A 12,386-nucleotide genomic window follows, 5' to 3' on the forward strand; every position below is an offset into this window, starting at 1 on the left:
CGACGCTAATCCGAGGCAACCGCCAGGTAGGTGAGATAGCTCGGATGGTCGGGATCGAGAACTATGGTCTGACCATTGATCTTTCGCTTCACCGTTGGCGGCAGGAAGTGCCGGGGGACGCTGGTGGGGGCCACGGCGACGCGCAGGCGATGCCCGGCGCGCAGCACCGCCTCGGTGGGGTTGATCTCGATATCGATGTCGAAGGGCTCCCCCGGCAGCACCGGCAGCACCGAATCCGCGCGCAGCGTGTGATGCGGGAAGACCAGCTCACCGTTGACGTAGCGGCTCCGCTGCTCGTCGATCGCGCGCAGCGAGGACAGCAACGCACCCCGGGTGAGCGCCGCCGAGGTGCCGTCGGGCTCCACATCGGTGACGGTGACCGACCAGAAGGCTTCCGTCCCATCGGCTTCCACCCGCAGGTGCACCGTGAGCGGGCCGCACAGCACCAGATCGGCCGCCAGCGGTTCGGTCGTGAAGGTGACGGCGGTGGCCTCCGCGCGACGGTCGTCGGCTCCGAAGCGGCGACCGAACAGGGTGGCCACGCCCAGGGACATGAGGGCGGTATTGCCGGAGGCCAGGCTGCCTCGGACGGTGGGCAGCGGCAGTCGGGTGATCTCCTCGGGCGGAAGGGATTCCAGCGAGGCGTCGGTGTCGGCGTGATCGGCGGCTCCGCTGGACCGCGCACCGAGGTAGAGCCGACGCACCTCGACGGCGGGATCGGGGAACCGGGTCCGCGTCACCCATCCGCCGCCGCCCTGCCGCCGCACGGTCACCGGCCCGTAGCCGTCGATGCCGTTGTCGATTCCCTTGAGCCACTTGTCGAACCACGCGCATTGCAGTTCATCCAAGGCGGGCGGGTTCCCGGGTGCGCCGAATCCGCTGCCGACGCTGATGTGGTAGCCATCGTCGACGAGCACCTGCTTCGCGCCGTCGGTCAGCGCGAGCCGGTCGAACATGTGGAAGTTGGAGCGGTTGTAGACGTCGTGCCAGGCACCGTGGATCCAGGTCGCCGCCGTGATGTCCTCGAAGCGGGGCAGCCGGGCCGCCCACTGGTCGTTGAGGAAGCCGTCGGGGTGACCGTCACCGGTGGCGATGCGGGCGGCCAGACCCAACCCGCTCGCCGGATAGCGGAACCGATCCCGCAGGTACGGTCGCAACACCTGGTTGCGGACCATACCGCGCGGGGAGGGCAGGAACTTCCCGGCGTTCACCGCCGCCAGCCACACCGCCATGCCGGGCGTCGGCACGCCGCCGGTGAGGCCCAACTCCCGCACCGGGTCCTCACCGGCGACGATGGCGAAGACGGCGTCGAGCCCCTCCGGTCGCTGCCCCGCCGCGATCAGGGCGGCGATACCGCCGTAGGAGATGCCCGTGATCGCGAGATGTCCATCGCACCAGGGCTGTTCCCGTATCCACCGCAGCACCTCGACGTAGTCCTGATGCTCGCGCGGACTGAAGAAGTCCCAGGTGCCGGTGGAGGAGCCGGTGCCGCGCACGTCGACCACCAGATCGGCGTAGCCGCGCGACACCAGCGTGCGATTGGACGCCCACACGTCCACCGCGCCCCCGGCCGGAGTGTGCAGCAGGTCGCGGCCGCGGAAGCGCCGCCGATCCGACGGCCGCACCGCGTTCCCCGCACGCCGCGCCACCCGTCCGAACCGCCCGGCGACCCGATTGCCCATCCGGTTGTACGGCGTGAAGTTCACGACCACCGGAAACGCGTCGGGCACCGCCTCGGTGCGCCGGTACGCGGGACGGGTCAGATCGGCGCACAGCACCGCGCCGTCCGACATGGGAATCGTGACCGTGGTGTCCACGTGCACCGTGGGAAACCGCTCCGGGCCGATATCGAACCGGGTGTCGGGCGGCAGGGGTACGGGAGCCGGGGTGATGGGCGCGGCCATGGAACATCCTCTCGACATCGTTGTCTGGGCCACGATGGCCCGATCGCCGATTCAACAACGGTAATGCCGGACGAATATGACTGTCTACGGTTTGATTCCTCCGTCTCAGACGATTACGGTCCGTTATGTGTTTCGTAACGGTTGACCTCAACCCGGGTTGAGGAGGGAGGCTCGACCGTATGAATTCGTCAGTCGAAACCTGGAATGCCGTCTACGACAACGACACCGCGCCCTGGGTGATCGGAGAGCCGCAGCCCGCCATCGTGGCCCTCGAGCGTGCGGGGTGGATCCGCGGGCGGGTACTCGACCCCGGCAGCGGGGCCGGTGAGCACACCATCCTGCTCACCCGCCTGGGCTACGACGTGCGCGGAGTGGACCTGTCCCCGAGTGCGGTGGCGCACGCGCGGCGCAACGCCGCGGCACAGGGCGTGCCGTCCGCACGCTTCGACGTGGCCGACGCCCTGCGCTTGGCCGAATCCGAGGCGCTCGCGACGGACGGACGCGCCCCCGCCTTCGACACCATCGTCGACAGCGCGCTCTTCCACGTCTTCGGCGAGGAGCCGGAACTGCGCGCCGAGTACGTCCGCAGCCTGCGCGCGGTGTGCGAGCCCGGCGGCCGGGTGCACATCCTGGCGCTGTCGAATCGAGAGCCCGGCATCGGCCCCCGCATCGGCGACGACATCATCCGCGAATCGTTCACCGACGGTTGGGAACTGGAGGAGCTGAGTCCGTCGCGCTATCTCGGCCGGGTCACCGAACCGGTGGCGGCGGAGGCGGAGGGGCTGGAGGTACGGGACGGCCGGGTGGAGGTGGCGGCCTGGCTGGCCCGCTTCCGCCGCCTGTGACCCGTCACCTCTGCCCAGTCACCTCAGCCCAGAGAAGTCTCGCAGCACAACGTGATTGCGGTCGGCGCAGCTGCCCAGCGCGTAATCGGGCAGCAGTCCGAGATACTGGCGGCGCGTGCGGGTGCTCCAACGCCGCGCCGCCATCGCCCGGGTCTTGTAGAAGTTGACCATGTAGCCGCCCTCGTACACCCGCAGCAGCACGTAACCGCCGGGATACTCCTTGACCGAGGCGATTTCGAGGAATTCGACGCCCACCGGAATGTCCGGGCGAGTGCGGCGGGTGCGGTGGGTGTGCCCGCTGTGGTGCAGGAACACCCCCGGCGCGGCCCGGTAGAGCGCGTGCAGCGCGGCGGCGCTCGCGCGATCCAAGACGAAGCCGGGTCCGTGCGAATTACTCACGGCGGCATGGGTTGTCACCGGATGATGACCGAAGACGAGGGTGGGTCGGTCAGGATCGGGGGCCAGCAGTTCGCGCAGGGCGGCGCGCTGGTCGGCGTCGAGGACACCGCCCGCACCGCGCGGGCGCGTGGTGTCCAGGCCGATCAACCGCAACCCGCCCAGCTCGTGGTCGACGAGATGCCGACGTGGATGGAAGACCGAACCCCACGGATCGTCGTCGGCATCCTCGAGCTGGTCGTGATTGCCACGGCAGACGAAGTAGTCACGGCCCAGCGCACCCCAGCCGTCGAGTCGATCGCGCACACCGCGCGACTGCTCCGGGGAGCCCTCGTCGGTGAGATCGCCCGCCACCACCAGATGATCGGCCGCACGGTTCGAGGCCCGGAGGTCGTCGAGCACGGCCCCCAGCATCATGTCCGGATGGTCCTCGTCCTCGTGGCGCATTCCGCTGGGCACGCCGGGCAGGAACAGCCCGCTCTCCCGCTCGCCGAAGTGAATGTCGTTGGCCAGGGCGATGGTTCGCAGCAGCCGTCCCGGCGGCGGGGTGGCCGTGGTGATGACGCCGGTCGATTCGGGGGCATCGGCCCGCAGGGTGACCAGGGTGCGGGCCGGGCGGGCGCGCACCCCGCCGGAGTACGCCTCGAAGCGGTAGGAACGTCCCGGCTCCAGGCCGGTGACCTCGGCGTAGTGGTAGGCCGTACGACGGGTGTCGGCGAACCGGACCGGCAGCGATCCGACGCTGTCCGCGGGACCGATCCGCACCTCGGTGTCGGCGGGCACCGGCCGCGGCCATCCCAGGCGATCACGGGCGCGCGTGGTCCAGGTGAGCACCACCGAGGTATCGGTGACGGTGACCACCTCGAGATCCGAGGCACGCACCGAATCACGCTGCGGAAGAGCGGATTCCACTGGCACCGCGGTGAAGTGCGAGCGACGGTACACCGGTGTGCGCACCGTGAGGGCGGCCGCTCCGGCGGCGACATTCGCCAGCCATACGGTTCGAAGCAACGGATCCACCATGGTGCCCTCCACGATGTCGGCTCAGCTGTGTTCCGACCGTACGGTGGGCAGTTGAACGCTCCGGAGCCCGCGCATGACGTCTCGAGTCTGGTCCGGCGAATTCTGTCGCGGGCCGGGACGGCGGCGGACGCTCAGGCGGTGCGCGACGACCGTTCCGCCCCCGGCTCGCCCGAGGCCCCGACCAGTTCGGCGAAGCGGGCGGCCACCTTGACGTGGTACATCTCGAACAGATCCTCGAACAGCGCGAGCTGCGCCGCACTCGGACCGCCGTCGGACTCCCACACCGCCAGCAGGGCGCGCCACACCAGGACGTGCAGGTCGGGTCCGGCGGCGTAGTACGCGGCGACCGCCTGCGGCACGTCCAGCACCGTCTCCCCGATGGAGTTCAGCACGGCCCGGCGCATGCCGTGGTCGAGCACGGTGAGCAGGCGGCGCACCAGATCCAGCTCCAGGGCGAGCATGGCGCGGTGATCCGGATCGGGCTTTCGGGCAAGGGTTTCCAGTTCGTCCACCGCGGCCGTCAGCTCGCCCGCACCGAGCCGCTCCCCGCACTCGGTGTAGCCCACCAGGGCGTCCAGGACGATGCCGCGCTCCTCGGCCACGATGTCCCGGAACATCTCCGCGGCCACCTCGGGCGTGCCCAGCGACAGCTGGAAGACCCGGCGGTAGACCTCCGCGCCCCCATCCGCGCGCACATCGCGAATCACGAAGCCCTTGCCCCGGTACGCCTGGGCGAACCCGTAGGACTCCAGCCTGCCGAGCACCAGCTGCGCGGTGGCCCGGTTCATCTCGAACTCCTCCGCGACCTGCCGCACCGAGGGCATCAGGTCACCCGCCTCGTAGACACCCTCGACGACACGACGAGCCAGCTCGTCCGCGACATCGGCGACTACCGTCTGAGCTCCCATCGCATCGCCCTTCCTGCCGAATCCCAACGTCTGAGACAGTCTAGCGCCCCGAGAGCAACTCCCCTCCGCATCCGGGCGTGGGGCTCCGCACACCCCGGTGCCGTGGGCTATACGAGTGCCACGGGCCGTGCCCGGCGACGTCTACGACGACGGTGCAGGGGTCATACCGGTGCCGAGGGCTTACGCCCACGGCGCGCGTACCCGGCGGTGTGCCCCGCCGCGGTCGATCGTTCCGGCGGTGGCTGCTCCGGCTGTTCGGGCCAGATTCGCCGCGCTGGCTCTTGTCCGATGTCACGGCTGCTTACACGATGGGGGGATGAGCGCCGCATCCGACCTGCTGCCGTCCTCGGTCCGGGACGCCTTCGCCCCCGCCGTCACCTATCTGAATGCCGCCAGTTACGGCCTGATGCCGATCACCGCGGTGGACGCGGCGGGCGAGGCCGAACGCGAGCGCATGCGCGGCGAGTTCGACATTCCCGCCGTCGATGCCGTGGCCGCCTCGTGCCGGGAGTCGTTCGCGCGGCTGACCGGGATGCGGGCCGATCAGGTGGCGCTCGGATCGCAAGTGTCGCAGCTGGTGGGACTGGTGGCCGCGAGCCTGCCCGCGGGCGCGCACGTGCTCGTGCCCGAAGGCGAATTCACCTCGGTGCTGTGGCCGTTCCTGGCCCGGCCCGAGCTGCGCGTGCGCACCGTCCCATTGGCGGAACTCCCGGAATCCGTTCGCCCGGAAGACGATCTGGTGGCCGCCGCGGCGGTGCAGTCCGCCGACGGCGCGGTGCTCGATCTTCCCGCCACCATCGCCGCGGCCCGCACCCACGGGGCGCGAACGCTTTTCGACCTGAGCCAGGCCGCGGGCTGGTATCCGGTGCACGACACCGGGGCCGACTGGGTGGTCAGCGTCGGATACAAGTGGCTGCTCGGCGCGAAGGGCACCGCCTACCTCGCGGGCACCGACGAGGCGCTGAATACGCTGCGCCCCTTGGCCGCCGGTTGGTACTCGGGCTTCGACCCGTGGCAGACCTGTTACGACGGCCCGCTGCGGCAGGCCGAGGACGCCCGCCGCTTCGACGTCTCACCCGTCTGGCCCGCCGTGCTGGCCCAGCGCCCGGCGTTCGACCTCATCGAAGCCGTCGGCATCGAGGCCATCCACCGGCACGATGTCGCGCTGGCCAACCGGCTGCGCGCGGGCCTGGGCCTGCCCCAGGGCGATTCGGCGGTGGTCTCGCTCGCCGTCACCCCGGACACGCTGGAGCGGCTGCGGGCGGCCAAGGTGGTGGGCTCACTGCGCGCCGGACGGCTGCGGCTGGCCTGCCACCTGTACAACACCGAGGACGACATCGACCGCGCCCTGAACGTGCTGCACGACTAGCTCACGGCGTCAGTTCCACACCGCGCAGCCGCAGATCGGCGGCGATCCACTCCACCCCGGCCTCGGTCGCCTCCAGGGTGTCCGGCCCGATCCAGCGGGCCAACCCCCACAGCGTCAGCGCGGCCGCGACCGGACGCCACTCGGCGACGATCTGCGCCGGGGCCGCCTTGTGCCGGGGTGTGCCGCCGACGTTCACGCTCGACCCGCACACCAGTCGGTAGAGCAGGCCGCGCAGCCGGTGCGCCGGTTCGCGCTCCCGCGCGCCCCCGGACTCCCCCGACAGCGCGGCGGCCGAATCCCGCTGCGCCCCGGCCAAGCGGTGGACCTCCTCCGGCGTCAGGAAGCGCCGCGACGACAACTCCGCCACCCCCTCGAATTCGCGCTCCTGCCACACCCCGTTCGCCTTCACGACGCCACCGTATGCCAGCCACGACCGCACCCACACGACCCCAACACCGTGGGCATCCGGGCAGACGCGGAATCCCACGGAGCCGTCGCGCTCCGACGCGTGACGCACCGCCGCGATGCCTTGCCCGCCCGAGCTTTCCGCGCACGCCACACCGCCGAACCGCACACCACCGAACCGCACACGCCACACCGCCGAACCGCGCACGGCGCACCGCCGCCTGTTTCCTCGGCCGCCCGAGCTTTCCGCGCTCGCCACTGCGCCCGAACCTCGCACGGCACACCGCCGCCGAATTCCTCGGCCCCGGGACGAAATCCGGCAGCGGCGATCATGGCGTGCTGGTTCTGCCACATCGTCGTAGGTGATCGCTACGGCTTTCGACACACCGCCGGTTTCACCTCGGCCACCGTGACCAGGGAGTTCAACCTCCGCCCGCAGCGGCTCGCCACCGTGGTGGCGATGGCACGCGGGCCTGTCCACCATCACTGCGGCACTGTGGGATTCGCGGCGAGTGTGGTTGGGTTGTCGGGGTGGAAGGAACTACCTTCGGTCGCTATCGCCTCCTCGGACTGCTCGGCGAGGGCGGAATGGGGCAGGTCCATCGCGCCTACGACACCGAGACCGATCGCGTGGTCGCGCTGAAGGTGCTGCCGCCCGACTTCGCCGACGATCCCGTGTACCGGGAGCGGTTCCGCCGGGAGGCACAGGCGGCCGCCAAACTGACCGAACCGCACATCATTCCGATCCACGCCTACGGTGAGATCGACGGTCGGCTGTTCCTCGATATGCGGCTCGTCGAGGGCATCGACATGTCCACCCGGCTCGCCACCGGCGGTCCCATGCCCCCGGCCACGGCGGTGTCCTACCTCGGCCAGATCGCCGCGGCACTGGACGCCGCGCACCGGGCCGGACTGCTGCACCGGGACGTGAAGCCCTCGAATGTGCTCACCACCGCGGACGGTTTCGCCTACCTCATCGATTTCGGGATCGCGCGCGGCGGCGGCGACAGCAGTCTGACCACCACGGGCGCGGCGGTCGGCACCTTCGCGTACATGGCGCCCGAGCGGCTCGCGCACGACGAGTGCGACGGCCGGGCCGACGTGTACTCGCTGGCCTGCGTGCTCTACGAATGCCTGGCCGGGGCGAAGCCGTTCCCCGGGGACAGCGTGGAGCGGCAGATCGCCGCGCACCTGTCGAAACCCCCGCCGCGTCCCTCCCTGGCGGACACGCGGATTCCGGCGGCCTTCGACGAGGTGATCGCGCGCGGGATGGCGAAGGATCCGGCACAGCGCTATCCGTCCGCCGGCGCGCTGGCCGCCGCCGCGCGGGACGCGCTGGCGGGCGACGCCGCCGATACGGGCGGCAAGCCGTCCAGAACGGCCGCCACGCAACTCAATCCCTCGCCCCCGCCCCCGTCCACCCCGCCGTACTCGCAGCCGGTGTGGACGCGAACCCGGGCCACGCCGGGCTCGTCCACCCGCCGGACCGTGCTGGCCGTGACCGCCGGGGTCGCGGTGCTGCTCGCGGCGGCGGTGGCGATCGGCCTACTCGTGGACCGGGATTCGTCCCCGACGAGGCCGACCGTCACCGCGGCTCCGGGTCCGCCGCCGTTGACGATCGCGGCCGAGACGACGTCCGCCGCGACGACACCGGCCGCGCCGCCGACGGCAGCCGCGACGACACCGCCGAGTTCCGTCGAGACCACAGGAACCACCAGCGCGCCGGAGCCGACCGTCGGGTTGGCGGACTACGTTCGCGACCACTACGCCCTGCTGCCGGGCGACACCGCCGCCGCGTGGTCGCGCCTGACACCGCGCTATCAGGACTTCGTCGGCGGATACGCCGCCTATCAAGATTTCTGGGGCACAGTCGGTTCCGTCACGGTTTCGGAGGTAAGTCCGAATCCGGCGAATCTGACGGTCACCTACCGACTCTCGCTACGCTACGACGACGGTCGCACCGGAACCGAAACCCGGCGGGCTCAGTTGGTGCGGGCGGGTGACGCGTACCGGATCGACAGCGCGGAGCTCGTACCCTGACACGCGCGATCCGAAACCTTTATGTCCGTTTCATTGCAGGTCATCCGACCGAACCTAACGGTGCGTAATCGAGCGATTGTTGGGCGTGTCGCGCGCGGCACGCCGAGGCGGACTGGACTGATGGCAAATCCCCAGTTTCGTCTGAGCGAGCCATCGACTATTAATGGCATGTGCGATTGCCACTCGTGAACACCTGTCCAGGGTCGGATCGTCTGCTGCGGGAGGAGATATGACGATCGAGTTTCCGTTCGAGGACGATGTCACGCAGCTAGCCAATCGCGTCGAGAAGGCGCGGGGACGGCTGGCGTATCAGTTCGATCCCGCCCTGACCGAAGCACTGTCCGAAGACGAGCTGGCTGCCGAACGGGAGCTGGCCGAACGGATTCGCATCCAGGACCGCGAACAGCGATGGAAGCAGGTCCAGGCCACCGCGGCGGCGGCCGACCGCGCCAGGGCGACCGGCGAGGAGATCGAGAAGGCCGATATGCGAGATCTGCTGATGGCGCGCAAGGCCATCGCCGCGCAGCGACGCGAATCCAGTCCGCATGCGAAACTGGCCTCGCTCTACAAGCACCGCGCGTGGTCGCTGCGCGCCCTGGCCGGTGTGGTCGGCGCGGGCATGCTGTGGTCCGCGGTCAACGTGCAGCAGAACATCGCGCCCGGCGGCCCCGGCAATCCGCTGTTCTGGTTCAGCTACCTGCTCGAAGGCATGATCAGCGTCTGTCTGATCATCATCATGATCGGCACCAACAAGGTCGCCGAGTGGGGTGTGCTGGAGAACCGCCGCCAGGTGCACATCGCCGAATTCGCCCTGCTCGCACTGACCGTCGGACTCAACACCTACCCGTACGTGGCCGCCGCGGACTGGTACGAGACGGCGGTGCACGCGGTCGCGCCGGTCATGATCGGCGTCGCGCTGCTCATCCACAATGCCGTCAGCGCGCGCTACGGCCAAGCCATCGGCCATGCCACCGAACAGATTCGGGGCCTGCCGGACCCGGCCGAGCAGATCCGGCAGAAGCTACAGGTGCGCAGGCTCTCCACCATGGCGGACTACAAGATGACCGCCCCGCACCAGGCCGTCGAGAAGGCGCCCGAACGGACCGAGACCAAGGAGGACGGCCCGAGAGACCCGGTGCTGGACGCGGAAACGGTTCCGGCCGAGGACGCCGAAGCCGCGGGCAAGGCCCGCACTCCGGCCCTCGAGGCCGCACCGGCCGACCGCAAGGACACTCCGGCGGCCACGAAGAACGGCGCCGCCCCCAAGCGCAACGGCACCGCGCCGACCACCACCGCCGCGAAAACCACCCCGATCCCCGCGGCCCCGGAGCAGCGCACCACCTCGGCCGAGGCCACCCGCGCGTCCGCCGCGGCGGCCGCCGAGCTGGACGCCATCTGGGCCGAGACCATCAGCTCTCCGGTGACCTCGGGCAAGGGCAAGGACGACAAGGACGGCGACGCCAGCGACATCTACGACACGGGTCAGTTCCGCGTCGCGGACGACCTCGAGCGTGAGCTCGCCGAAATGCAGGCCGAGCGCCGTCGCGCCCGCACCACCAAGCAGCGCCGGAACTGAACCGGCGGCTCCTGAGCGCAATCGCTGACGTCCCGGTCGGATGAAATCCGACCGGGACGTCGGCGTTCCAGTCTCCGGATCGGTCAGTATCGGCGAGCGCCGGTGATCGGCATATCGCCGAGTTCGGTTTCGGTGACGCCCACGCCGTAGGTGGAGGCGTGGATGATCCGGCCTTCGCCCGCGTACAGGGCCGAATGACCGCCGCCGTAGAACGACACCAGATCGCCGGGCCGGAGCTCGTCGACGCCGACCGGGGTGCCGACGGCCAACTGGCCCTGGCTGGTGCGTGGCAGCTCCACTCCCGCCTCGCGGTAGGACCACTGCACCAGACCGGAGCAGTCGAAGGAGTCCGGCCCCGTGCCGCCCATGCGATAGGCGGTGCCCAATTTGGAGCGTGCGGCCCGCACGGCGCGCTCCCCCGTCGTCGGACGGTCCGGAACGGCCGCGGGAGCCGGATTGTCGGTGACTCCGGGGATGCCGACCACTGGGGGCACACCGTCGGGCACGGGGAAGGTGCCGAGTCCCGCGACGGTGACGCTCCGTGCGGGCGCCGGGGCGGCGGCTGGTTGCGGTGCGATGGCGCCGAAGCCGGGCACCGCCACCGGCTCGGCCTTCGCCGAACCCGCGGAGTAGAGCAAAGCCACGGCGAGGCTCGCGGCGCCGAGCGCCCCGACCACCAGTGGCCGCCAAGAAATGTGCCGTGCGAAGAAACGAAACCGATGTCTGTCTCCGCCTGTTTCCATGATGCAGTCCTCCGATCGAGCTGTGAGCTACTCGGTTGACACTCATCACATCCACACTTCGACATCGAATGGTTCGCTTGTTCACAGGGTTATGCACAGTCCGACACGCGTGTTTCGATAACGAACGACTAACGTAACGCACGTGCATGCGGTGAATCGCTGTGTCCAATTGGACACAGCGGCACGTGCGACAAGCACGAGAATCCGGTCGTCACGGCGATTTTCAGCGCGCAATACGGAGGCATCGCGTGCGTGCGTGCGAGACTCTTCCGGCACCTGTCGGAATTCCTCACCTCGGGCGGAATGTTCATGCCGAAACCCCCTGGACCTGCGGCGATCCCCTCATCCGAGCGTGCGGAACACCCGCCGTCGTGGCATGCCGAATGGCGGCGTCGGGACTTCGAGGACGCTTGTGCGGAAGACAGTGCGATTGCGATTCGGCTGGGCACGGTACCGCCTCCGCAGGAGGCCGCACCCACGATTCTGGAATTACCTGTGCCGGTAGCCGGAGAGGGGCCACTGAGCGAATCCGAGCACGTGCAGCTGGCCTTCTGTGAATCCTCGATAGACACCCTGCGCCAGGCATTCTGGTCCGCCGGGCGGGCGCTGCAGATCGTCCGCGACGGCCGCCTCTACCGCAATGGGTACGCGACCTTCGACGATTATGTGGAACAGCGCTGGGATATGCGGCGCTCGTACGCCTACAAACTGATTCGCGCCTGGCCGCTGGCCGCGCGCCTGCACCGGCACGCACCCGCGATCAACGAGGGCCAGATTCGCGAACTGCTGCCGGTGGCCACCGAGCACGGCGACGACGCGGCCGTGACGGTCTACACCACGCTCGCGGCCGAGAACGTCAAGATCACCGCCGCCACGCTCCGCGAGGCGGTGGCATTGCTGCCGCCGCGCTTCGACGAAGCCGACGTGGTCGAACGACTGCGTGCCTGGCAACGCGGCGACCTCCCCGAATCCACGACCACCCGCCGCAGCGGCCCCTTCGCCGCACTGGAATCGCGCCTCGCCGTTCTCACCCGCCGCGCGGTCCGGGAGTCCAGCGGCGATCCCGCCGCCGCCCGCGAATTCGCCACCCGACTCCGCGCCCTCGCCGAACAGATCGAGCGGCAGATCGGCTGACCGAGCACCGGCGCGGCGGCCGACCAAGTAGCGGCGGATCGGC

General features: G+C 69.9%; 10 protein-coding genes. 5 read left to right on the forward strand and 5 right to left on the reverse strand.

Features of this window, described 5'->3' with window-relative positions:
• Positions 1-5 precede the first annotated feature (5 nt).
• On the reverse strand, positions 6-1,904 hold the full coding sequence (locus QMO76_RS10730) for a CocE/NonD family hydrolase (protein WP_306361048.1): 1,899 nt from the start codon (positions 1,902-1,904) through the stop codon (positions 6-8).
• Between the two features lie 179 nt (positions 1,905-2,083).
• On the opposite strand from QMO76_RS10730, the gene QMO76_RS10735 reads away from it, so the two are divergent.
• Positions 2,084-2,749 (forward strand): class I SAM-dependent methyltransferase, encoded by a 666-nt coding sequence (locus QMO76_RS10735; protein ID WP_306361050.1) that lies wholly within the window; start codon positions 2,084-2,086, stop codon positions 2,747-2,749.
• Between the two features lie 18 nt (positions 2,750-2,767).
• Here QMO76_RS10735 and QMO76_RS10740 read toward each other — a convergent pair whose 3' ends face one another.
• Positions 2,768-4,168 carry a metallophosphoesterase gene (locus tag QMO76_RS10740; protein ID WP_306361051.1) on the reverse strand — a complete coding sequence of 467 codons (1,401 nt, stop codon included), beginning with the start codon at positions 4,166-4,168 and terminating at the stop codon, positions 2,768-2,770.
• Positions 4,169-4,299: 131 nt separating this feature from the next.
• Positions 4,300-5,076 (reverse strand): GntR family transcriptional regulator, encoded by a 777-nt coding sequence (locus QMO76_RS10745; protein ID WP_306361052.1) that lies wholly within the window; start codon positions 5,074-5,076, stop codon positions 4,300-4,302.
• A 316-nt stretch (positions 5,077-5,392) separates the two neighbouring features.
• On the opposite strand from QMO76_RS10745, the gene QMO76_RS10750 reads away from it, so the two are divergent.
• Positions 5,393-6,445, forward strand: a complete 1,053-nt coding sequence (locus QMO76_RS10750) for an aminotransferase class V-fold PLP-dependent enzyme (protein ID WP_306361053.1) — start codon at positions 5,393-5,395, stop codon at positions 6,443-6,445.
• Between the two features lies 1 nt (position 6,446).
• Here QMO76_RS10750 and QMO76_RS10755 read toward each other — a convergent pair whose 3' ends face one another.
• Positions 6,447-6,854: a hypothetical protein gene (locus tag QMO76_RS10755; protein WP_306361054.1), complete on the reverse strand. Its 408-nt coding sequence runs from the start codon at positions 6,852-6,854 to the stop codon at positions 6,447-6,449.
• Positions 6,855-7,381: 527 nt separating this feature from the next.
• Between QMO76_RS10755 and QMO76_RS10760 the strand changes: the two genes are divergently transcribed.
• Together QMO76_RS10760 and QMO76_RS10765 are read left to right on the forward strand one after the other, a co-directional pair.
• Positions 7,382-8,890, forward strand: a complete 1,509-nt coding sequence (locus QMO76_RS10760) for a serine/threonine-protein kinase (RefSeq protein WP_306361055.1) — start codon at positions 7,382-7,384, stop codon at positions 8,888-8,890.
• A 229-nt stretch (positions 8,891-9,119) separates the two neighbouring features.
• On the forward strand, positions 9,120-10,466 hold the full coding sequence (locus QMO76_RS10765) for a hypothetical protein (protein ID WP_306361056.1): 1,347 nt from the start codon (positions 9,120-9,122) through the stop codon (positions 10,464-10,466).
• An 83-nt stretch (positions 10,467-10,549) separates the two neighbouring features.
• Here the strand turns inward: QMO76_RS10765 and QMO76_RS10770 are convergent, their stop codons facing one another.
• Positions 10,550-11,110 carry a C40 family peptidase gene (locus QMO76_RS10770; protein ID WP_306361057.1) on the reverse strand — a complete coding sequence of 187 codons (561 nt, stop codon included), beginning with the start codon at positions 11,108-11,110 and terminating at the stop codon, positions 10,550-10,552.
• A gap of 594 nt (positions 11,111-11,704) precedes the next feature.
• On the opposite strand from QMO76_RS10770, the gene QMO76_RS10775 reads away from it, so the two are divergent.
• Positions 11,705-12,343, forward strand: a complete 639-nt coding sequence (locus QMO76_RS10775; RefSeq protein ID WP_306361058.1) for a hypothetical protein — start codon at positions 11,705-11,707, stop codon at positions 12,341-12,343.
• Positions 12,344-12,386: the final 43 nt, after the last annotated feature.

This window comes from Nocardia sp. CC227C (genome assembly GCF_030767025.1).
In the GTDB taxonomy this organism is placed as follows: domain Bacteria; phylum Actinomycetota; class Actinomycetes; order Mycobacteriales; family Mycobacteriaceae; genus Nocardia.

Excerpts from the sequence above, each read along its gene's own strand:
- QMO76_RS10730 (WP_306361048.1), bottom strand. The coding sequence starts at position 1,904 with ATGGCCGCGCCCATCACCCCGGCTCCCGTACCCCTGCCGCCCGACACC.
- QMO76_RS10745 (WP_306361052.1), bottom strand. The coding sequence starts at position 5,076 with ATGGGAGCTCAGACGGTAGTCGCCGATGTCGCGGACGAGCTGGCTCGT.
- QMO76_RS10750 (WP_306361053.1), top strand. The coding sequence starts at position 5,393 with ATGAGCGCCGCATCCGACCTGCTGCCGTCCTCGGTCCGGGACGCCTTC.
- QMO76_RS10740 (WP_306361051.1), bottom strand. The coding sequence starts at position 4,168 with ATGGTGGATCCGTTGCTTCGAACCGTATGGCTGGCGAATGTCGCCGCC.
- QMO76_RS10735 (WP_306361050.1), top strand. The coding sequence starts at position 2,084 with ATGAATTCGTCAGTCGAAACCTGGAATGCCGTCTACGACAACGACACC.
- QMO76_RS10765 (WP_306361056.1), top strand. The coding sequence starts at position 9,120 with ATGACGATCGAGTTTCCGTTCGAGGACGATGTCACGCAGCTAGCCAAT.